Origin of the sequence: Fusibacter sp. 3D3, assembly GCF_001748365.1 — a bacterium.
In the GTDB taxonomy this organism is placed as follows: domain Bacteria; phylum Bacillota; class Clostridia; order Peptostreptococcales; family Acidaminobacteraceae; genus Fusibacter_A.
This window is the reverse complement of the sequence record NZ_BDHH01000029.1, coordinates 16,926-38,355: the sequence shown is the minus strand read 5'-3', so window position 1 is coordinate 38,355 and position 21,430 is coordinate 16,926. Positions and strand designations below refer to the sequence as shown.

Here is a 21,430-nt window from a genome sequence, read left to right as displayed (position 1 = left end):
TACAGTTATTGTAGAGGGCTTTTTTGTATAGATCATTCGTTTTAGTCCAGATTAGAGATGCGATATTCAACTGGCTCTGATCGTTTAGGCGAGAACGGGTCAGGCAAAACGAAAAATAATCATAAATAAACGATTGTTTACTATTGCAAAAAAAATAAAAATCTCGTATACTATTAAAAGTAAACAAGAGTTTATTATTATAGACAACAAGATTTGAACCGAAAGGTTTTCTCCGAGGCTTCCACTGAGAAAATATCGGTTTGAGGCATCAAGAGATGGCTTGGTGTTGCTAAAGGAGTGTACTATGGCACAAGTGCAAAAACAAGAAGTGAGAGATCGCATCATTCAATCGGCTAAAATAGAATTTTATAGAGCGGGCTATGAAGGCGCTAATATGCGCAATATTGCCAGCGGTGCAGATATTACAGTGGGTAATCTGTATCGTTATTTTGAAAATAAAGATGAGCTATATAACGAAGTCATTAGTACGGTTTATACATTGGTAAACGGTGCAATTGAGCGGATCACAGAGATGAATCTTTCTATGAGTCGAGAAATTGATCCATCCTATGTTCAAAATTTGAAAGAGGATAAAGAACACAACTATATTCGAATGATTGTAGATGAGATCGTCAGCCTTTTTTCAGAGGATCGGATTAGGCTGTTAATTCTTTTAAAAGATGAACGCGGCAACCAGACCACTGATATTAAATACAGTTTTATTGAGTGGGTACATTTGGCACTTAAAAAGAATGAATCTACACACAAAATATCGATCTATTTAACGTATGCTTTTGTAGAAGGGCTCATTAGAATTGCTGAGGATTTTGATGATGACAACGAGATTAACGATCGAATAGAAGACTATATTAAATTTTACTTTATGAGAGCATGTTAATGAATAAGGAGATGTCGAAGAGATGAAAATCAAAATTAGAAAATCAAAAATAGCTTATAGCGTGGTATTCGCATTGTTTTTTTTATGGATAATGACAGGCTGTAAAAGTCAAGTCTCCGATATGGTGGAGAAGGAAAAAATTGTGAAAGTAAGAACGATTGAAGCTGTTAAGTATCCTATAATAATAAAGTATTATGGTCAATTGGAACCTGAGGAAATTAAGAACTACGCTTTCAAATCAGGTGGTAAACTTGAACAAGTTAATGTCGAAGTTGGCGATGTTGTTTCTAAAGGCGCATTGTTGGCAACATTGGATTCCTTTGAAGTTGATCTTGGATTAGACGCGTCAATAGAACAATTAAAGATGGCCAAGCTTGATGCTGAAAAGGCGCAAGAGACCTTTAATTTTTATAGCGATACTTATGAAGATATGCTTTCACTTTATAGCGCAGGTGCTGTTGCTTTAAATCAATTGAATGAAGCTGAACTTCAGAAAGAGATTAAGTCTAAGGATCTTGAACAAGCTCAAAAGAAAAAACAACAGGCTGAAATAGATTTAGGCTATAAATCAAAAACAGTTGAAGATACGGGATTGATATCTGAAATAGAGGGCTATGTGGCTGAAATTCACTATAAAGTGGGAGAGCTTGTGCCACAAGGATACCCAACGATAACGGTTAGGAGTTTAAGTCAAATTGCTAAGATCAGTGTTACGCTTGAAGATATTAAAAAAATAGAACTTGGAGATAAGACTCAAGTCAAAATTGATGCCAATAGCTATGAAGGTCAAATAGCACATATTGATCTTATACCCAATCAAGCCACAAGAACCTATGGGGTAGAAGTTAAAATGGATACAAGTGAATCTTTTATATTGGGACAAGATTGTCATGTGGAAATTGAGGACGAAAGTCAGGAAGGCCTTTGGCTTAATATCAATGAAATTATGAATGATGGTGCAGATTATGTCTATGTGGTTAAGGACAGTCGTGCCTTTAGAAAAACGATAGAAACGCATGAAATATACAAAGATAAAGTGAGAGTCACAGGTCTTGAGTCTGGAGATCAAGTTATTGTGGAAGGTAAAAATGCGTTAATAGAAGGCTATAAGGTCATTGTAGAAGGTGAATCGAATGAATAAAATTATTCAAATTGCTATAAAAGAGAGGAAAGTGACGATTCTTTTATCCTTTTTTATTTTAATATTCGGGTTATATGCCTATCATTTTATTCCCAAGCAAGAAAATCCAGATACCACGGGACCAGCAGCACAAGTTATTTATACTTTTCTAGGGGCATCGGCAAAGGACGTCGAAGAACTTGTAACAAAGCCAGTGGAGGATGCAATTGCGAAATTGGAGGGCATTGATTTTATAGAATCATATTCATATGATAATGTTTCAATTGTGACTGTTATGCTGGATTACCATGTGGATTACAAAGAGCAATGGTCAAAACTGAGTACGGAACTGGATCGTATTAAAACGGATTTGCCTGATGGGATAAATGAGCCTACTATAAACACCGAACTTACAAAGACGGCTGGGATTATATTGGCTTTAACGGGTAGTGAGTATAATTATGAGCAGCTTGCTGGATTTGCAAAACTTTATAAGGAATCACTCCTTAAAGTGGCGGGTATAAAAGAAGTCAATATTGATGGAGAACTCGATAAAAAGATCATCATAGAAATTGATAATGAGAAACTGGGTGCAATCGCACTTTCAAACAGTGATTTATTCGACCTAATCAGAGCCCAAAATGTGATCATACCGTCTGGTGCAATTCAAACGGAACAAGGTAAGATTAATGTGAAAGTGCCAAAATCATTTGAATCCTTAGAGGATTTAAATAAAATGATTATCTATAGATCTGAAAAAGAGGGGAGCATTGTCAGATTAGGAGATGTAGCACATATTTATTTTGAATATGATGAAGATAGCATTAAATATAGATTTAATCAAGAAAATGCGGTGTTGATTACAGCTTATTTTCAAGAAAATCAAAATATCATTTTAGTAGGAGATGAAGTTAGACAAGTCATTGATCGAGAAAACAAAATGCTCCCTGATGGACTAAACATAAATGAAGTCTTATATTTACCCAAAGATGTGGCAGTTTCAGTGGGTAATTTTATTAACAATTTAATTCAAGGGATTATCTTAGTTGTTATTGTCGTTCTATTTGGAATGGGTGCTCGGAATGCAGTCATTGTATCTATGACAATACCACTTTGTATAGCGACCACCTTTATCAGTATGAGTCTATTAGGAATAGACATCCAACAGGTATCGATCGCGGCTCTGATCATTGCCCTTGGTATTTTAGTGGATAATTCGATTGTCATAAGTGATGCGATACAAGTCAAAATTAACGCAGGGATTGATCCGATAAAGGCTTCTTATCTTGGTGCTAAAGAACAATCCATTCCAGTGCTTTCATCGACGCTTACGACGATCGCTGCTTTTGCGCCATTGATGGTCTTGCCAGGTGAAGCTGGCGAGTTTGCAAAATCATTACCTGAAGTTGTTATTATTGCACTTTCAGCATCTTTTATTGTAGCGATGACCGTAACGCCTGCACTTGCAAGTCGATTTTTCAAGCCAAAGCAGACCCAAAAAGACTATTTAGAGGGCATCACAAATGTATATAGAAAACTTGTGAGAAGAAATATTGAGTATCCAATAAGATCAATGCTGATTATCTTTTCAATTCTTATCGTTTCATTGGGACTATTTAAAGTTATAGATGTGAAGATGTTCCCGTTTGTAGATAAAAATGTGATCTACTTCAACATTCAATCTGAAGTCTCTGGAGATTCTGAATATACACAAAAATTGGTCGAGCAGGCTGAAGCCATACTTTTGAAGGAACCTGAAATCATCAATACGACGAGTTCAGTTGCTGGCGGAATTCCAAGATTCTACATGACGGCAGGTCTTGTGCCACCTTCTAGTGATAAGGGGCAATTGTTTTGTGAGTTTGATCTAACGCAAGGAGAGCGCTTTAGGAGTAGAGAGGAATTGGGACAATATTTACAAGAAAAAATGGATCGAATATTTATAGGTGGAGATTGCACTGTAAATCTTCTTGAAATCAATATTCCAGGGCCAACAATAGACATCAAAATTTCAGGTGCAAATTTAGAGGACATTAATGCAGTTGCCAATCAGATTTATAATGAACTTGCAAAATATCCCGGAACTATGAATGTTAAGAACAATCAATCCAATTACAAATATCAATATATTGTTGAAGTTGATGACGAAAAGGCGAGTAGCTTTGGTCTTTCTAAATTTGATATTCAGTATCAAATCAATTTAGCGCTAAATGGTTCAAAGGCAAGTGTTCTAAAATCTGAGGGCAAAGAATATGACTTGATGTTAAAATCCAATATTGATCAAATCGACGATATTGAAAACTTAACCATTAAATCGAGTTACACAAATGCGAAGATCTTAGTGAAACAATTTGCAAAAGTGAAAATTAAGGAAGAACTGACTTCGATCAAGCGTTATGATAGAGAATCGCTTGTAAGTGTTACAGCGAAGGTGAAAGCAGGGTTCGGTTCCGGCTCCATACAAAATGAGATACAAGCTTTTATTGAAAATGAGGTGGACACCTCTTCCGTAAACATCAGCTATGGCGGGGATAAAGAAACCATTTCAAAATACCTTTCGGGTCTTGCTGTAGCCTCTGCTTTTGCGCTTGTGATCGTTTATATCATTTTGCTTATTCAGTTTAATTCACTTAAACAGCCCTTTATTATTCTGGCAACGATCCCTCTATCTGCAATTGGTATTTTACTCAGTTTAGTACTCACAGGAACGCATTTTACCTTCACAGTTGGTCTTGGAGGGGCAAGTTTGATCGGTATAGTGGTCAACAATGCGATACTGCTTATTGAATATATCAATCGTGCTCGATCAGAGGGGATGGCAGTAAAAGAGGCTTGCTTTGATTCGGTCGAAAAGCGCATGAGACCCATTTTGTTGAGTTCTGTAACCACTATTTTTGGATTGCTACCCCTTGTTTTTGCAAACAGCTCCTTTTTCACACCAATGGCGATTGCATTAGTGGGTGGCTTGTTGATCTCCACGGTTTTGACATTGACGGTTATACCGACCATTTATTATTTGTTAGAGCGATAATCACTGGTTTTTGACACTCAAACGATCACCGTGGAAAGTAAAAGTGATTTACTGAGAAAAAAGGACCCAATCTACAATGATTTATCAATCAAATTGAGAGGGTCCTTTTAAATTTAGATTTCAAAAACCGTATAGCCATAAGCATTAATGATTTTAACATCATTATGCTGATGATATCTTTGACCTTTTCCGTAGTTCAAATGCTGATGTCCATGAACCATAATCTTTGGACGATACTGGTCGAGTAATTTCAGAAAGCATTTAAAGCCAATATGAGCTTGATCGCCACCATCGCCTAATCCATATGCAGGAGAATGAGTCAATAAGATATCAAAGCCCTTTCTGAATTTAAAGCGATGTTTAAAAAGGCGCCAAGCCATCTCCTTTTCGGAGTACTGAAAAGGACCACCCGTATAGGTCATACAGCCACCTATCCCAGCAATTCGAATACCTTTATAGGTATAAATGCTATCGTCTATGCAGATGCAACCTTCAGGGGGCTCTTTGATGAGACGTTTATCATGATTGCCATGGATATAGAGCACTGGACAAGTAAAGACCGTTGCTACGAAGGATAGATAATTTGCATTTAAGTCACCTGCTGCGAGAACGAGTGCAATATCTGTAAAATTTTTAGGATCAAAATAGTCGTATATATATTTACTTTCAGTATCGGAAATTGCTAAAATCTTCATATATCTCTTAACCTCTAGATAGTTTATCATATTATGAATTGTTTGAATATGTCTTATAGGATGTATTCATTAAAAAAACATAGAAATTTACTTGCTTTTCTGTTTATTATGACAGTTTAGTCGTATAATATAATTATAAATAAGTTTATGAAGATGGAAAAGAAAAATTACTTAAATTTTGGAGGGCTTATGAGTGAAAAATACAGATTAATAACAAGAAGCGATTTCGATGGTCTTGTATGTGCAGTCTTATTAAAGGAAATGGATTTGATTGATGATATTAAATTTGTGCACCCAAAAGATATGCAAGATGGTTTGATTGAAGTTACAGATAAAGATATTACGACGAATCTACCTTATGTAGAAGGTGTGCATTTGGCCTTTGATCATCATCTTAGTGAAACGATTAGAAATAAAGGTCTTAAACCAAACCATATTATTGATAAAGATGCGCCATCAGCGGCTAGAGTTGTGTATGAATATTATGGCGGGAGCGATTTTTTTAAAAACGTGCCTTATGAGATGATTTTAGCAGTGGATAAAGCGGATTCAGCTCAATTCACAAAAGAGGACGTTCTGAATCCTAAAGGCTGGGAGCTTCTAAGCTTTATGATGGATGCGAGAACAGGACTTGGCCGTTTCAAAGATTTTACAGTGTCAAACTATCAACTTATGATGGATTTAATCGATTATTGTAAAACACATTCTATTGAAGAAATTCTTGAATTACCGGATGTAAAGGAACGTGTGGATTTATACAATAAATATCAAATTGAATTCAAAGCACAAATTCAAAACAATACGAAAGTATATGATCATGTTATCGTTGTGGACTTAAGAAATGAAGCAATAATCTATCCAGGAAATCGTTTTTATAAATATGCTTTATATCCAGCCTGTAATATATCCATTCAAGTTATTTGGGGCCTCAAGCAACAAAATACAGTTTTCACAGTGGGAAAATCTATTTTTAACAGAACAAACCAAACAAACATTGGAGATGTGATGTTATCCTATGGTGGTGGAGGCCATTTGAATGCTGGAACCTGTCAGATTCCAAATGAAGACGCAGAGAGACTTTTACTGGAAGTGATTGAAAAAGTAAAATAAGCCAAAAATAAAGGCAGGACTCTTATCCCTCTATCGAGAAAAGGATAGATAATTAGAGAAATGTCTTTAAAATTGTTAAATTTGAGCTGTTTTCTGATTAAATCTTATAAATGGGATTGTACTTCACTGAAAAAATGATATAATTTATATTTGGATAAAGGAACGGCATATTATGAATTTTGAAAGGTGGCAAAACTTTGATACAGGTAACGAACGTTGGTTTAAGATTTAGTGATAAAAAATTATTTGACGAAGTTAATGTAAAATTTACACCAGGGAACTGTTATGGCGTGATCGGAGCAAACGGCGCTGGGAAATCAACTTTTCTTAGGATTCTCTCGGGTGAAATAGAACCAAACGAGGGTGATGTTTTTATTACACCTGGGGAAAGATTGGCTGTGTTAAGACAGGATCATTATCAGTTTGATGATTTTAGCGTACTAGATACAGTAATCATGGGTCACAAAAGACTCTATGAGATCATGAAAGAAAAAGATGAACTCTATATGAAACCAGAGTTTACAGAAGCAGATGGAATGAAGGCTGCAGAGCTTGAAGGCGAGTTCGCAGAGTTAAATGGATGGGATGCGGAATCTAACGCAGAAAAACTATTAAATGGCTTGGGGGTTAGATCTGAAAACTTTGCTAAAACCATGGCGGACATTCCAGCAGATGATAAAGTCAAAGTACTTTTGGCGCAATCTCTATTTGGCACGCCAGATATTTTACTCATGGATGAGCCAACAAACCACCTTGACTTCAAAGCAATCAATTGGCTAGAAGAATTTTTAATCAACTATGATAAAATTGTCATTGTTGTATCGCATGATAGACATTTTTTAAACAAAGTATGTACACATATGTTGGATATCGATTTTAGTAAGGCAAGACTTTACGTTGGAAACTATGATTTTTGGTACGAATCAAGTCAATTGATGCTTAGACTTATGCGTGAACAAAACAAGAAAAAAGAAGAAAAAGTTAAAGAACTTCAAGATTTTATCGCTAGATTTAGTTCGAATGCTTCTAAAGCAAAGCAAGCGACTTCAAGAAAGAAAATGCTTGATAAAATCAATATTGAAGATATTCAACCTTCCTCTAGAAAATATCCTTTTGTTGGGTTTACACCAGAAAGAGAAGCGGGTAAGGATATCTTGCAAGTCGAAGGTTTGACGAAGATCATCGATGGTGTAAAGGTGCTTGACAACGTTTCGTTTACGGTGAATAAGGGCGATAAAATTGTTGTATTGAGTAGAAACGATATGACAAGAACAGTCCTCTTTAAGATTCTTATGGGAGATATGGAACCCGATTCAGGTACTTTTAAATGGGGTGTTACAACATCACAATCTTATCTGCCAAAAGATAATTCAGAATATTTTGAGGGCGTTGAAATGAATCTGATCGATTGGTTAAGACAGTATTCAGAAGAAAAAACAGAAACTTTTATCAGAGGATTTCTAGGTAAAATGTTGTTTTCAGGAGATGAGTCACTTAAAAAGTCAAGTGTTCTATCTGGTGGAGAAAAAGTCAGATGTATGTTCTCAAAATTAATGCTTTCAAAAGCGAATGTTATTCTTTTGGATGAACCTACAAATCACCTTGACTTAGAGTCCATAGAGGCCGTTAATAATGGTCTTATCGCCTTTAAGGGCACACTTTTATTCACGTCGCATGACCACAAATTCATCGAGACAATTGCCAATCGTGTGATAGAGATCACGCCAAATGGTACTTTTGATAAAGAAGTTGATTTTGATGATTTCCTTGATGATGATGTATTGCAAAAACAAATTGATTCAATGTATGCGTAATTTAGCGATGCATGCATAATTAAAAGGCTTGCATTTTTTTCTAAATCAGTGTATCATAAAGTTGTACCTTGATATGCCAGTAAAAAAAATTAATCAAAAAGATCGGATGCAGTGAAGATATCTGTCTTAGGCTTCCAAAATTTTGTATGTTTTTTTTGCATTAGGTTTTAAGGAAAAAAATTTTGGAGGAACAAAACATGATTAACGGAACTGTAAAATGGTTTAACTCAGAAAAAGGATTTGGCTTTATCACTGCTGAAGATGGAAAAGATGTATTTGTACACTTTTCACAAATTAACAAAGATGGTTTTAAATCTTTAGAAGAAGGCGAAGCAGTAAGCTTTGAAATCGCTCAAGGCCCTAAAGGACCTCAAGCTGAAAACGTAACACCAATCAGATAGTTACTTAAAACCTCGGTTGATCCGAGGTTTTTTTTAGTTGTAGATCATTAGTTTTCGTCCCGCTTAGAGGCAGGAATGTTTAACCTGCTCTAAGCGGTTAGACGAGGACGGGTCAGGCAAAACAAGGTTTTGGCGGACAATGATCTTAACGCAGTGAAGACAGTGTTTTCCTCCAATTTCTAAGCCCTATATAAAATCGTTGTAATATGCTATAATGTTAAAAAAGTGGACGAAAAGATTTGCCCTGAATAATTTGGGTATTAAAATATAAAAAGTTATTATGAAAGAGGTAAAAATGTTTAATGTAGGTAAAGTTCAAAAGGCTTATGTCAACAGATTGTCAGAATATGGCGCTTATATGAGCGATGAAATCAATGGCGAATCCGAAATTTTATTGCCTAATAAATTTAAACCTGAAGGCATTGCAATTAATGATGAAATGACTGTTTTCATCTACCATGATTCTGAGCAAAGATTGACAGCAACGAATCAAAAGCCTATATTGCAAGTTGGTGAAATTGGATTTTTAAAGTGTGTGGGCAAGATCAAATCAGGATTTTTTTTAAATAATGGCATAGACAAAGATGTGTTTTTGCCATATGGCGAGGCAAAAGAAGATCTGATTGAAGGTAGAAAATACCTAGTGATGTTAATGCTCGATGATAACGGTCATATAGCTTCATCTATGAAAATATACAATCATTTAGAAGAACAAGGCCAATATGAGCTGAATCAACAGGTAAAAGGGATTGTTTATGAAATCAAAGCAGAGATGGGTGCTTTTGTAGCGGTTGAAAATAAACATCACGGGTTTATACCTAAACATGAACTGTACAATGAAATACGAGTTGGTGCTATGATTGATGCTAGAATCACAAAAGTACGTGAAGATGGTAAACTTAATCTCAGTATTAAGCAGAAATCAAGTGTTCAAATATTTGATGATGTTGAAATTGTAGAAAAGGCTTTAAATGAAAACAATGGTACATTGTTGCTCAATGATGCAAGTGATCCAGAATTGATTAAGCTGAAATTGAATTTGAGTAAACGTGCCTTTAAACGTGCTGTGGGAAAATTGCTTAAAGATAAAAAGATAGAACTATTTGAAGAGGGGATTAAAATTGTTCAGAAATGATAGGGTGATGTTATGGTAAAAGTAGTATTGATGTTGTGTACAGGGGGACTTTCAAGCCAAAGATTTTTAAAGAGTGTTTCAGATGCAGCAGAAGAAGAGGGGTTTAAGGTACAAATTGATTATGGTGCAGTGCTTTACAATCCAGATTCAATTCAACAATATGAAACTCTAGATTACTTGTTTTTGTACGCACCTGCAACTGAAATAACGAAAGACGCCTTAGAGAGTACTTTTTTAAAAATTAACACGATCATGATTTCGCCTCAAGTACGCTATATTTTTGCTAGTATCAAACAAATTTCTTTAGATGCAAAGATTAATTGCTTCGTTTTAGAACCTGAAACATTTGCAGAACTTGCGGGAAAAGCATGTTTTCAGATTATTAAATAAAAAGAGTGTATGAAAAAAAAGCAAATTTTAGTATAATGATAAAGTAGGTAACTTGCTTGGAGGTGTATTTGATGGATAAAAAGAATAAAGTCATTGTTAAGATTATGGATAGAGAATATACATTAGTAAGCGAAGATTCTAGAGAACATATGCAAAGTGTTGCGAATTATGTTGATGATAAAATGCGTGAAACTTTTGAAAGCAATAAAAAACTGAGTACATCAATGATTGGTGTATTAACAGCTTTAAATATTGCAGATGAATTTTATAAGGTAAACAGCGAGAAAATTGAACTCGAAAAACGCATTAATTCTCCGCAATATGAACTTAAAAATGCAAGAGATGAGCTCAATGCAGTGGTTGCTGAATTTGATAGAAGGAGTAAGGCTTACGAACAGATGGTCCAAGAATTTTTAAAATTGATTGATTCTTCTAGTATTTACGAAACAGGAATTTCCCAATTAAAGAAGAGAATGGATAAATTAGATCATCAGTTGAAAGATAAAGAAGTAGATTTAAACCGCTCTAAAGATGAAGTTGCTGAGCTTGAGAAAGAATTTTCTCATAGAGAAGGTCAATTAAGAGTGATTGATTTTGAAGATTAAACGAAGTGATCATTTAAGTACCTTACCTTGTGTTAGGGTGCTTTTTTTGTGGAGAATATGAAATGAAAAATATTGAATTATTGGCGTCAGCTGGATCAATTGAGAGCTTAAATGCTGCTATTAATGCAGGTGAATACTGTGTAGTGGGTGGCGTGTTAGAAGGCCACGATCACTGTGGTCATTGTTCAAATCAGACGTTTGCGCTTGAAGACGAAATGAAAGAAATCCAATAAGGAAGTGAATAGACATGTTAGAGAAGACATTGCGAGTACTTGAATACCCTAAAATAATTGAAATGTTATCAGAAAGTGCTTCCTCTGCTTTAGGGAAGGCAATTTGCCATGAACTCAAACCGCAAATCGATATTGAGACGATTAAACTTGGCTTAAGCGAAACCACAGAAGCTACTGGAATGTTGATTCAGTTTGGAAATATCCCCATGGGCCCCCTATTTGACTTAAAAGATCACATTAAATTGGCCCAAATCGGTGGATGCCTTTCACCAAAGCAATTGCTAGAAGTGTGTGATTCTTTGAGGACTTCTAGAGCTATGAAAAAATTTATATCAGGGTCGGATAGTTCTCGTGAGAAATATCCGATGCTAAACCATATTGCTGAATTAATTTCTGTCCACCAAGAAGTTGAAAAACATATTGAACTCTGTATAATTAGTGATCAAGAAATATCAGATCATGCATCACCAGAGCTGAAGAAGATCCGAAGGGGAATTGAAAGTAAGAACGCAGCCATTCGGAATAAATTAGAATCTATAATAACTTCTCCAAGTTATCAAAAGTACTTACAAGATCCAATTATTACCATTCGACAGGATCGCTTTGTTATCCCTGTAAAAAGTGAACATAAAAATCACATTAAGGGCATGGTACACGACCAGTCTTCAAAAGGGAGTACCTTCTATATTGAACCCATGGCGGTGGTGGAACTTAACAATGAGATGAGAATGCTCAAAGTAGAAGAACAGAAGGAAATTGAACGCATACTGAGGATGCTCACAGGTGAGGTTGCTGAAATAGGCGATGCCGTTATTGCCAATATAAGTGCGCTAACTCAAATTGATTTTATATTTGCAAAAGGCAAATTATCTTTAGCAATGCGTGGCGTAGAACCCGAACTCAATACACAAAATCGACTTAGGATAAAAAATGGCAGACATCCATTAATTCCTAAAGAGGTTGTTGTCCCGACGAATATATGGTTAGGTGAGACTTTTAGTACACTGCTCATAACAGGTCCTAATACGGGGGGAAAAACAGTAACGCTAAAAACAGTTGGATTGCTCACATTAATGACACAAGCAGGCCTTCATATACCAGCAGGTTATGGCACTGAAATTGGCATTTTTGAACATGTTTTTGCCGATATTGGAGATGAACAGAGCATTGAACAAAGCCTGAGCACATTTTCTTCTCATATGACCAATATTGTTCAGATTCTAAATGATGTCACCCCGAACTCACTCTGTTTATTTGATGAGCTAGGTGCTGGAACTGATCCCACGGAAGGCGCTGCACTGGCGATGTCTATTCTTGACAAGCTGAGAAGCTGGCATGTGAGAACGCTTGCAACCACACATTACTCAGAATTAAAAGAATATGCTATTGTAAATGATGGCATTGAAAATGCAAGTGTTGAATTTGATGTGGAGACTCTAAGCCCTACCTATAAACTCTTAATAGGCATTCCGGGTAAGTCAAATGCTTTTGAAATCTCTAAAAAATTGGGATTGAGTCAAGAATTGATTGATTATGCTAAAGAATATGTGCATAAAGATAACATTGAATTTGAAGAAATTATTGCCAATATTGAAAAGAGTAGAAAACAAGTAGAAGAAGAGCGCGATGCTGCAATTCGAATGAGACTTGAGATCGAAAAACTTAAGAAATCCGTGAAAGAAAAAGAAGAAAAAATCACGACTCAACGTGATAAATTGCTCAAAACATCAAAAGATGAAGCAAAAGAGATTTTAAAGCGTGCAAAAGATGAAGCGGATGAGATTGTAAAATCACTTCGTGAAATTAAAAAGAATTCAGACCAAGATAAAAATAAAGAAATTGAAGCAATGAGAAAGCGCCTTGCCGATTCTATAAATTTAGTGACGGATTCGGTGATCGATGCGGAGGCTATAAATGAATTTGCCCCAGAATCCCTACTGATTGGAGATCATGTTATCGTCCTTTCCATAAATCAAGAAGCCTCTGTTATTTCACTTCCAAATGATAAAGGGGATCTTATGGTACAAGTTGGATTGATGAAGATGAATGTCAATTTAAAAGGGGTGGCATTAATCAGCAAAAAAAAGCAAGATGATAGAGTGATCAAGAAAGTAAGCGCTTTTAATGCGGTAAGCGCAAGTATCAAGACGGAGATTGATGTGAGAGGGCAAAATATTGAAGATGCTGTGATGATCATCGACAAGTATTTAGATGATGCAGCAATAGCAAATTTAGAACGTGTGAGAATTATTCATGGAAAAGGCACTGGTGTTTTGAGGAAAGGTCTGCAAGAACATTTTAAACGGCATCCCCATGTGAAAAAATATGAAGATGCTGCCTATAATGAGGGTGGAAATGGTGCCACTGTAATAGATCTGAAATAAGGAGATGTTTTTATGATATCAACAGCACATTTAATGATGATGCCGATGTCTCTTGAGTTCTATGATGCCCTTGCTAGAAAAGACATGCATTATTTTAGTGAACATAATATTGATTTGCCTAAAAGTTTTATTGAGCCAGAATTCATCAAGATTATCAATAGTTATATCTCCATGCTTTCGCTAGGGTGTGATCCGCATTATTTAGGATGGCTTGTTAGTGAAAAGTCGTCTGGAAATGTCATTGCTGATTTTAGTTTTAGTGGTATGCCAGATGAAGGCGAAGTCGAAATTAGTTATGCCATTATTGAACCTTATCAAAACAAGGGTTACGGTACTGAACTGATCAAAAGTATTTTGCTCTGGTGCTATTTTCAGCCAGAAATTGATCTTGTGAAAGCACAGACTAAGAAATCTAATGTACGATCTCAATCGGTATTGCTTAGAAATGGATTCAAAATAGAGACTCAATACCGGTCTTTTGTAAATTTTAAAATGAACTTGGATGATATGCCATTTGCATTTCCCGAATACAGACTGGAAAACGGTATTGCGGTAAGCAGCTGCCTATTAGGGTTAAATGCTAAATATTCAGGCGGTCATAACATTTCGGATAAATTAGTATTACTCGCGAAACACATAAAAGTTTTGCCATTTTGTCCTGAACAAATGGGTGGCTTACCAACGCCCAGAGCTCCTGCTGAGATCGTAAACGGCAAAGTTATAACTCAAGAGGGTGTAGAGGTTACTTTGGCCTTTGAAAAAGGGGCAGAAGAGACCTTAAAAATACTTGAAATCAGCAATCAAAGAGCTGTTATATTAAAAGATGGAAGCCCTTCATGTGGCAGCAGACAAATTTATGATGGTACATTCAGCCTGAAAAAAATTATTGGGATTGGCAAAACTTGTGAAAAAATAATGACAGCATATGATCAACTGCTTATTTATAATGATCAAAGAGACCTTATTGTTTGGCAAAAAGGTTTTGAGTAAGCTTAAAATCATGGATTGAGTTCCATTTGAATTTGCTTGAGTTGCGGATCGTCTGGGAATTTTTTCAGCCCTTGCTCAACAGCCTCTTTTGCTTTATCAATTTTTTCTTGATAGTAGTAATAACTTGCAGAAGTTAGGTAAAAGTCAGGGGTTGAACGTATTGATGTAAAGGCGGTTACCGTTGGTACTATAAATAAAATAAGGGTAAATGCTTGAAGGAGTAGACGTTTTGGTGTAAAAGTTTTTTCATGATAAATGCCAACACCAAATGCTGCAATAAAACCTGCAACAAGCCCAGCAATATGACCAACCACATCAATATTAGGTCTTACAAAGCTGATGACCAAATTGATTCCGATTAAGATGAGGAAATCCGTTCCAAAAATGCGTTTATAGGCTTGTGGATTGACAAAATAGAGATAAAGATTTGCACCGAACAAACCAAAGATTGCTCCGGAAGCACCAACACTTGTATTCGGTACGAGTAAGAAGCTGAAAGCAGAACCTACAAGACCAGAAATAAAGTATATAAAAAGGTATTTTTTAGGGCCATAAAAACGTTCAATATCTCTCCCGAGGATATAAAGCGCCATCATATTAAAGACGAGATGCATAATGCCAGCATGTAGAAATGTTGCTGTTAAAAGCCTCCAAAATTGTCCCATTGCAATTAGGATATTCATTTTTGCGCCTAGAATTAAAAAGGCGTTGCCACCGGTGAAGTCTATAAGCGTGGTCAATAGAAACATGATGATGTTGATCCCAATTAAAATTTCAGTGAGTGTTGCAGTTTTGATTTTTTGGATATAATAGTTCAGATTAGCCATTTATTTACTCCTATTAAAATTTGATTATAATTCTATTATAATCACTGAAATGTTAAAATGAAACCATATAATTGTAAACAATAAAAAATCATATATAAGATTGCAAAACCAAGCTGAATGTGGTACAATAGCACGTAAAATAACTGAATTAATAAAGAGTTCAATGACTGGGAGAGTAAGTTATAAAAATCTTTTAGCGAGCCAATGATGATGGAAGATTGGTAGAGGATTATAACCTAAGCGCACCCATGAGATTTCAGTTGAATCCAGTAGGCTGAACGGTTGTCCCGTTAAAGACATCAAGTGAGAACGTTTTTATGTTCTAAGTAGAGTGGTACCGCGGATTTTTCGTCTCTTACATTATATGTAAGGGGCGTTTTTTAGTTTTAAAAGAAAGAAAATATCTTTGGAGGGTGTTATGGATTATAAAATAGCGATAGCGAAGTTGTTAAGTGAACATATTGAGGCATTAAGTTATGAGGAAATTTTAAATTTAGTAGAGCATCCTAAAAATAAGGATATGGGTGATTTTGCTTTTCCGTGTTTTAAATTAGCTCAGGCATATCGTAAGGCACCTGTGAAAATTGCAGAGGATTTAAAATTGGCACTGGCATCAAATGAGATTTTTGAAAATGTTACAGCAGTGTCGGGTTTTTTGAACTTCACTTTAAATCAGGAACATTTCATTAAGACGATTTTAACAGAAGTATTAACACAAGGTGCAGATTATGGTAAATCCACTATTGGGGAACAAAAAAAAGTAATTGTTGAATATTCATCTGTTAATATTGCAAAACCTTTTCACATGGGACATATTAGAAGCACAATGATAGGGGAATCCCTGAATAGAATTTATAAGTTTTTAGGCTATGATACCGTTGCGATTAATCATTTAGGGGATTATGGTACACAATTCGGGAAATTGATTGTGGCTTATAAATTATGGGGCAATAAAGAGGTTATTGAAGCAGATCCTATAAATGAACTTTTAAAGATTTATGTTAGATTTCACAATGAAGCTGAAGAGAAACCTGAACTTGATGATGAAGCGCGCGCTTGGTTCACAAAGTTAGAAAATAGTGATGAAGAGGCGGTTGAATTGTGGACGATGTTCAAAGAAATGTCGTTAAAAGTATTTGATCGCGTATATGGGCTTTTAGGGGTAACTTTTGATTCCTATGCTGGAGAAAGTTTTTATTCGGATAAGATGCCTGGGATTTTGACTGAACTTCGAACAAAGCATATTGTTCAAAAATCTGAGGGGGCAGAAATTGTAGATCTTGAACCCTATGGGATGCCACCCGCTTTAATCACTAAAAAAGACGGTTCTTCGCTCTATATGACGCGTGATTTAGCGGCTGCAAAATTCAGAAAAGACTATTACAATTTTGATAAAAATATCTATGTAGTTGGGAGTGCTCAGAAACTTCACTTCCAGCAATGGATTAAAATTATTGAACTCATGGGATACGCATGGCATAAAGATTGTATTCATGTTGAGTTTGGCATGGTTTCTCTTGAAGAGGGCTCATTGTCCACAAGAAAGGGACAAGTTGTTTTTCTTGAGGACGTGCTTCAAAAAGCGATTGAACAAACTCAATCCATTATCAATGAGAAAAATCCGAATCTTGTTGGCAAAGAAGAAGTTGCAAGACAAGTTGGTGTGGGTGCAGTTGTGTTTCAAGAACTGTATACCAGTAGAACAAAAGACTATTCATTTTCTTTGGAAAAAACATTATCTTTTGATGGCGAAACAGGTCCATATGTTCAATATACACATGCAAGAGCATGTAGTGTCTTAAGAAAAGCGGGTTCTACAGAAGCCATTGAGATTTCAAAAATTGATTTTTCAAAATTAGATGATGAAGCTTCTAAAGAGGTTGTTCGTCTATTGAGCAAATACAACGAAAGTATTGTAATTGCGCACAGAAACTATGAACCCCATACGATAGCGAGATTTGTTGTTGAACTCGCTCAGAATTTTAACAGATTTTATCATGATAATCCAATATTAGTGGATGATGAAAATGTTAAAACAGCAAGACTTGCAATTGTTAAAGCTGTAAAAATCGTAATTGAAAGTGCACTTCATCTTGTGTGCTTAGAAGCGCCAGAGCAAATGTAAAACAAAATTATAGTACAATAAAAGCGTGTGATACAATGATTACACGCTTTTATATATGGCCTTACTTTAGGATTCAATCATGTCTTCAATTCGATCCAATAAGGTATTAAGAGAATCCAAATTTAAATGTTCTTTTAAAATAAAATCATAAAAATCCAATCCCTTGAGACGCTTATTTAAATTTTCAACTTCAGATGATGTTAAAATGATAATGGGTATTGATTTGTATTTAGAGTTCTTAAGCTCTTTGATCAAATTTTCACCAGACATATCGGATAGTTCCATTCCTGTGAAAATCACATCAATTTCATCATGAGCTAATATTCTAAATAATTCACTGCCTTGTTTTGTTTCAAAATAAGCATGACCACTTCTCAAGACGAGATCGTGAACAACGCGTCTGAAAAAATCACTGTATTCAAAATGAAGTATTCTCATAGCCACTCCTTTTACCATTGTAGATGTATAAGTTGTTCTATCAATATAATACCCGAAAAAACAAAAAATAACAAACGATTCCTCTAAAAAACAAGCAAATCATAAAAATATTTCGCAAATTTAACAAAATGTATTGACACGCTTATGAAACCTTGTTATATTAGGTTTCAATATAAGAAAACAGACGATGACGGAGAATATTAAAAAAGGCTTTTAAAGAGACCTGATGGGTGGTGTGAATCAGGAAAGGCAATTTTAATTCTCACTCCTAAGTTTCATATCTGAATAAAGTAAGATATGACGTTACTCACGTTACGAGATCAAAGTGACATAAACGATGTTTATGTAATTTGGGTGGTACCGCGCAGACAAAGACTGCGTCCCATTTGGGGCGTAGTCTTTTTTTAATTCAAAAAATCAAAATATGGAGGAAATGGAAATGAAAAGAATCAAAATATTCGATACAACGTTGAGGGATGGTGAGCAAGCACCGGGATTTACAATGAATTTATCTGAAAAAGTTAAGATAGCAAAGCAATTAGAAAAACTAGGCGTAGATGTTATAGAAGCTGGTTTTGCTATTGCTTCACCAGGAGACTTTAATGCCATAAGAGAGATTTCTAGAAATGTTGGAAATATAAGTGTTGCATCACTTGCTAGAACCACAAAGCTTGACATTGACAGGGCTTGGGAAGCGTTACAGTTTGCCAAAAAACCAAGAATACATTTGTTTATTGCGACCTCAGATGTTCATTTAAAACATAAATTGAAAATGACCAAAGATGAAGCTTTGAAATCAGCTGTTGAAGGTGTTCGGTATGCCAAAAGATTCTTTGATGATATTGAATTTTCTGCTGAAGATGCTGTCAGAAGTGACATTGGATTTTTGACCGAAATTTTCACAGCGGTTATTGCAGAAGGTGCTAAAACAATTAATATTCCAGATACAGTGGGCTATACAACGCCAGATGAGTACTATACGTTCATCAAAACTTTGAAAAGTCAGATCACCAATATTGAGCATGTTGAAATATCCGTCCATTGTCATAATGATTTAGGTTTTGCAGTTGCGAACTCCTTGGCTGCAATCAAAGCGGGGGCAACTCAAATTGAATGTACCATAAATGGTATTGGAGAAAGAGCTGGGAATGCTGCACTTGAAGAAATTGTTATGGCCATTGATACGCGTAAAGATTATTTTAATTGCTATACAAATGTGGATACGAAACAGATCATGAAAACCAGTAAATTGCTTCAAAACATAACGGGCGTTAAAGTTCAGCCCAATAAGGCAATCGTTGGGGATAATGCATTTGCTCATGAAGCTGGGATTCATCAACATGGGATGTTGCAAGAACGCACGACTTATGAGATCATGACGCCAGAATCAATCGGTTTAGAAATGAGCAAAATCATACTTGGAAAACATTCGGGAAGACATGCCTTTGTAGATCGTGTTAAAGCATTGGGCTATGTACTGGATTCAACTGAACTGGAAACAGCGTATGCTGCATTTATTGACTTATGCGATAAGAAGAAAGAAGTCTATGATGCTGATATTGATGCCATTTTAAATAAAGAAACCACACATATACCAGAAGTCGTAAAATTAGAAACTTTCATGATTCATTCTGGAAAGCATATTCCAGCCACCGCAACGATTTCTTTGATCATTAATGGCGCTGAATTGACAGATGCTTCAGTGGGAGATGGTCCTGTGGATGCTTCGTTTAAAGTTATTGAGAAGTCTGTAAACAAAGCGATTAAGTTGATTGATTATAAAATCAATGCTGTTTCAGAGGGGAAGGATGCCCTTGGAGAAGCGGTTGTCGTCCTTAAGATTGATGATAAAAATTATAGAGGTAGAGGTCTGAGTACCGATGTCATCGAAGCGAGTATTAACGCTTATATAGAAGCTGTTAACAAATCATATATAGAAATAAACTAGGAGGAAAAACAAAGATGAGCATGACCATGACACAGAAAATTTTAGCAGCACATTGCCAAAAGGCGCATTTAACAGCAGGTGAGTTTGTACACGTTGATTTAGATATGGTGCTTGGCAACGATATTACTGCTCCCGTGGCGATTGACAGTTACGATCAAATGGCAGTTAAGAAAGTTTTTGATACTTCAAAAATTGCACTTGTTCCAGATCACTTTACACCGAATAAAGATATTGAAACTGCGAATTTAGCCATAAAGATGCGTCAATTTGCAAAGCAAAATCAAATCGAAAACTACTTTGAGATTGGTCAGATGGGGATTGAACATGCCTTGTTGCCAGAAAAAGGGTTGGTTGTGGCAGGTGATGTCGTTATTGGTGCGGATTCGCATACTTGTACTTACGGCGCATTAGGTGCTTTTTCAACAGGGATTGGAAGTACTGACATGGCAGTTGGAATGGCTACGGGTAAATGTTGGTTTAAAGTGCCCACGGCAATTAAAGTTGTACTTACAGGTCAACTTAAGGATTGGAGCAGTGGCAAAGATGTGATCTTACATTTGATTGGCCTCATTGGGGTAGATGGAGCAAGATATCAATCTTTAGAATTTACGGGAGAAGGCTTGAATAGTCTTACCATGGATGATCGGTTCACCATCGCCAATATGGCAATCGAAGCAGGTGCCAAAAATGGGATATTCGAAGTAGATGAAAAGACAAAAGCCTATATTGAAGCACATAGTAAGAAAGAAGCGATCGTTTATAGTGCAGATTCTGATGCAGAGTATACACGTGTGATTGAGATTAACCTAAGTGAAATTGAACCTACAGTTGCATTCCCACATCTTCCGGAGAATACAAAGACCTTTAAAGATATTCCTGAAATCAGCATTGATCAAGTTATTGTGGGTTCGTGTACAAATGGTAGATTTGACGATCTAAAAGTGACGGCAGAAATCTTAAAAGGTCAAAAAGTGCATCCCAATGTAAGAATGATCATAATTCCAGCTACACAAAAGATTTATCTCGACGCTTTAAAGGCGGGCTATATTGAGATCTTTATCAATGCAGGTGCAGTTGTGAGTACGCCAACTTGCGGGCCTTGCCTAGGCGGGCACATGGGGATTTTAGGTAAAAATGAAAGAGCTGTTGCAACGACAAATAGAAATTTTGTCGGTAGAATGGGTCATAAAAGTTCTGAAATATACCTTTCAAGTCCAGCAGTAGCCACCGTTTCGGCAATACAAGGCAAACTTTCATCACCAAGATTATTTTATAAAGGGGAGTAA

The 21,430-nt window shown here is 35.9% G+C and carries 18 protein-coding genes and 2 other annotated features; of the genes, 15 read left to right on the top strand and 3 right to left on the bottom strand.

Annotated features, from left to right (window positions below; translation table 11 throughout):
• The first annotated feature begins 304 nt into the window (after positions 1-304).
• The 3 genes from F3D3_RS21495 to F3D3_RS21485 are packed head-to-tail and all read left to right on the top strand — an operon-like array spanning position 305 to position 5,049.
• Positions 305-898: a TetR/AcrR family transcriptional regulator gene (locus F3D3_RS21495; RefSeq protein WP_069876497.1), complete on the top strand. Its 594-nt coding sequence runs from the start codon at positions 305-307 to the stop codon at positions 896-898.
• A 22-nt stretch (positions 899-920) separates the two neighbouring features.
• Entirely contained in the window at positions 921-2,039 is a 1,119-nt protein-coding gene (locus tag F3D3_RS21490; RefSeq protein ID WP_069876496.1) for an efflux RND transporter periplasmic adaptor subunit, read from the top strand.
• On the top strand, positions 2,032-5,049 hold the full coding sequence (locus tag F3D3_RS21485; protein WP_069876495.1) for an efflux RND transporter permease subunit: 3,018 nt from the start codon (positions 2,032-2,034) through the stop codon (positions 5,047-5,049). The genes F3D3_RS21490 and F3D3_RS21485 overlap by 8 nt, the downstream gene beginning before the upstream one ends.
• A 113-nt stretch (positions 5,050-5,162) precedes the next feature.
• Here the strand turns inward: F3D3_RS21485 and F3D3_RS21480 are convergent, their stop codons facing one another.
• The gene (locus tag F3D3_RS21480) at positions 5,163-5,744 is read right to left on the bottom strand and encodes a metallophosphoesterase (protein WP_069876494.1); all 582 of its coding nucleotides are present in this window, start codon (positions 5,742-5,744) and stop codon (positions 5,163-5,165) included.
• A gap of 189 nt (positions 5,745-5,933) precedes the next feature.
• Here F3D3_RS21480 and F3D3_RS21475 point away from each other — a divergent pair, with 189 nt between their 5' ends.
• The 9 genes from F3D3_RS21475 (at position 5,934) to F3D3_RS23565 (ending at position 14,806) form a co-directional block, all read left to right on the top strand.
• Positions 5,934-6,854: an exopolyphosphatase gene (locus tag F3D3_RS21475; RefSeq protein ID WP_069876493.1), complete on the top strand. Its 921-nt coding sequence runs from the start codon at positions 5,934-5,936 to the stop codon at positions 6,852-6,854.
• Between the two features lie 197 nt (positions 6,855-7,051).
• Positions 7,052-8,668 (top strand): ABC-F family ATP-binding cassette domain-containing protein, encoded by a 1,617-nt coding sequence (locus tag F3D3_RS21470; RefSeq protein ID WP_069876492.1) that lies wholly within the window; start codon positions 7,052-7,054, stop codon positions 8,666-8,668.
• Between the two features lie 200 nt (positions 8,669-8,868).
• The gene (locus F3D3_RS21465) at positions 8,869-9,069 is read left to right on the top strand and encodes a cold shock domain-containing protein (RefSeq protein WP_069876505.1); all 201 of its coding nucleotides are present in this window, start codon (positions 8,869-8,871) and stop codon (positions 9,067-9,069) included.
• Between the two features lie 295 nt (positions 9,070-9,364).
• Entirely contained in the window at positions 9,365-10,204 is an 840-nt protein-coding gene (locus F3D3_RS21460; protein WP_069876491.1) for a S1 RNA-binding domain-containing protein, read from the top strand.
• Between the two features lie 12 nt (positions 10,205-10,216).
• On the top strand, positions 10,217-10,594 hold the full coding sequence (locus F3D3_RS21455) for a hypothetical protein (RefSeq protein ID WP_069876490.1): 378 nt from the start codon (positions 10,217-10,219) through the stop codon (positions 10,592-10,594).
• Between the two features lie 71 nt (positions 10,595-10,665).
• Positions 10,666-11,199, top strand: a complete 534-nt coding sequence (gene zapA / locus F3D3_RS21450; protein ID WP_069876489.1) for a cell division protein ZapA — start codon at positions 10,666-10,668, stop codon at positions 11,197-11,199.
• Between the two features lie 62 nt (positions 11,200-11,261).
• A complete protein-coding gene (locus tag F3D3_RS24320) occupies positions 11,262-11,432 on the top strand; it encodes a hypothetical protein (protein WP_175438444.1) in 171 nt (56 codons plus the stop codon).
• A gap of 14 nt (positions 11,433-11,446) precedes the next feature.
• The gene (locus F3D3_RS21445; protein ID WP_069876488.1) at positions 11,447-13,816 is read left to right on the top strand and encodes an endonuclease MutS2; all 2,370 of its coding nucleotides are present in this window, start codon (positions 11,447-11,449) and stop codon (positions 13,814-13,816) included.
• 12 nt (positions 13,817-13,828) lie between these two features.
• The gene (locus tag F3D3_RS23565; protein ID WP_084389225.1) at positions 13,829-14,806 is read left to right on the top strand and encodes a GNAT family N-acetyltransferase; all 978 of its coding nucleotides are present in this window, start codon (positions 13,829-13,831) and stop codon (positions 14,804-14,806) included.
• Positions 14,807-14,814: 8 nt separating this feature from the next.
• Here the strand turns inward: F3D3_RS23565 and F3D3_RS21435 are convergent, their stop codons facing one another.
• Complete coding sequence (locus F3D3_RS21435; RefSeq protein WP_069876487.1) at positions 14,815-15,633, bottom strand: rhomboid family intramembrane serine protease; 819 nt, start codon at positions 15,631-15,633, stop codon at positions 14,815-14,817.
• A gap of 154 nt (positions 15,634-15,787) precedes the next feature.
• Positions 15,788-15,992: a binding site (T-box leader), on the top strand.
• 59 nt (positions 15,993-16,051) lie between these two features.
• Between F3D3_RS21435 and argS the strand changes: the two genes are divergently transcribed.
• Positions 16,052-17,758, top strand: coding sequence for an arginine--tRNA ligase (argS, locus tag F3D3_RS21430; protein WP_069876486.1), 1,707 nt, complete (start codon positions 16,052-16,054; stop codon positions 17,756-17,758).
• 66 nt (positions 17,759-17,824) lie between these two features.
• Here the strand turns inward: argS and F3D3_RS21425 are convergent, their stop codons facing one another.
• Positions 17,825-18,196, bottom strand: coding sequence for a response regulator (locus F3D3_RS21425; RefSeq protein WP_069876485.1), 372 nt, complete (start codon positions 18,194-18,196; stop codon positions 17,825-17,827).
• A gap of 178 nt (positions 18,197-18,374) precedes the next feature.
• Positions 18,375-18,584: a binding site (T-box leader), on the top strand.
• Positions 18,585-18,620: 36 nt separating this feature from the next.
• On the opposite strand from F3D3_RS21425, the gene F3D3_RS21420 reads away from it, so the two are divergent.
• Together F3D3_RS21420 and leuC are read left to right on the top strand one after the other, a co-directional pair.
• Positions 18,621-20,144 carry a 2-isopropylmalate synthase gene (locus F3D3_RS21420; protein WP_139132172.1) on the top strand — a complete coding sequence of 508 codons (1,524 nt, stop codon included), beginning with the start codon at positions 18,621-18,623 and terminating at the stop codon, positions 20,142-20,144.
• A 14-nt stretch (positions 20,145-20,158) separates the two neighbouring features.
• Positions 20,159-21,430, top strand: coding sequence for a 3-isopropylmalate dehydratase large subunit (leuC, locus tag F3D3_RS21415; protein ID WP_069876483.1), 1,272 nt, complete (start codon positions 20,159-20,161; stop codon positions 21,428-21,430).

Bases quoted from the DNA above. Each gene is read 5' to 3' on its own strand.
- F3D3_RS21495 (WP_069876497.1), top strand. From the start codon at position 305: ATGGCACAAGTGCAAAAACAAGAAGTGAGAGATCGCATCATTCAATCG.
- F3D3_RS21490 (WP_069876496.1), top strand. From the start codon at position 921: ATGAAAATCAAAATTAGAAAATCAAAAATAGCTTATAGCGTGGTATTC.
- F3D3_RS21485 (WP_069876495.1), top strand. From the start codon at position 2,032: ATGAATAAAATTATTCAAATTGCTATAAAAGAGAGGAAAGTGACGATT.
- F3D3_RS21480 (WP_069876494.1), bottom strand. From the start codon at position 5,744: ATGAAGATTTTAGCAATTTCCGATACTGAAAGTAAATATATATACGAC.
- F3D3_RS21475 (WP_069876493.1), top strand. From the start codon at position 5,934: ATGAGTGAAAAATACAGATTAATAACAAGAAGCGATTTCGATGGTCTT.
- F3D3_RS21460 (WP_069876491.1), top strand. From the start codon at position 9,365: ATGTTTAATGTAGGTAAAGTTCAAAAGGCTTATGTCAACAGATTGTCA.
- F3D3_RS21455 (WP_069876490.1), top strand. From the start codon at position 10,217: ATGGTAAAAGTAGTATTGATGTTGTGTACAGGGGGACTTTCAAGCCAA.
- zapA (WP_069876489.1), top strand. From the start codon at position 10,666: ATGGATAAAAAGAATAAAGTCATTGTTAAGATTATGGATAGAGAATAT.
- F3D3_RS24320 (WP_175438444.1), top strand. From the start codon at position 11,262: ATGAAAAATATTGAATTATTGGCGTCAGCTGGATCAATTGAGAGCTTA.
- F3D3_RS21445 (WP_069876488.1), top strand. From the start codon at position 11,447: ATGTTAGAGAAGACATTGCGAGTACTTGAATACCCTAAAATAATTGAA.
- F3D3_RS23565 (WP_084389225.1), top strand. From the start codon at position 13,829: ATGATATCAACAGCACATTTAATGATGATGCCGATGTCTCTTGAGTTC.
- F3D3_RS21435 (WP_069876487.1), bottom strand. From the start codon at position 15,633: ATGGCTAATCTGAACTATTATATCCAAAAAATCAAAACTGCAACACTC.
- argS (WP_069876486.1), top strand. From the start codon at position 16,052: ATGGATTATAAAATAGCGATAGCGAAGTTGTTAAGTGAACATATTGAG.
- F3D3_RS21425 (WP_069876485.1), bottom strand. From the start codon at position 18,196: ATGAGAATACTTCATTTTGAATACAGTGATTTTTTCAGACGCGTTGTT.
- F3D3_RS21420 (WP_139132172.1), top strand. From the start codon at position 18,621: ATGGAGGAAATGGAAATGAAAAGAATCAAAATATTCGATACAACGTTG.
- leuC (WP_069876483.1), top strand. From the start codon at position 20,159: ATGAGCATGACCATGACACAGAAAATTTTAGCAGCACATTGCCAAAAG.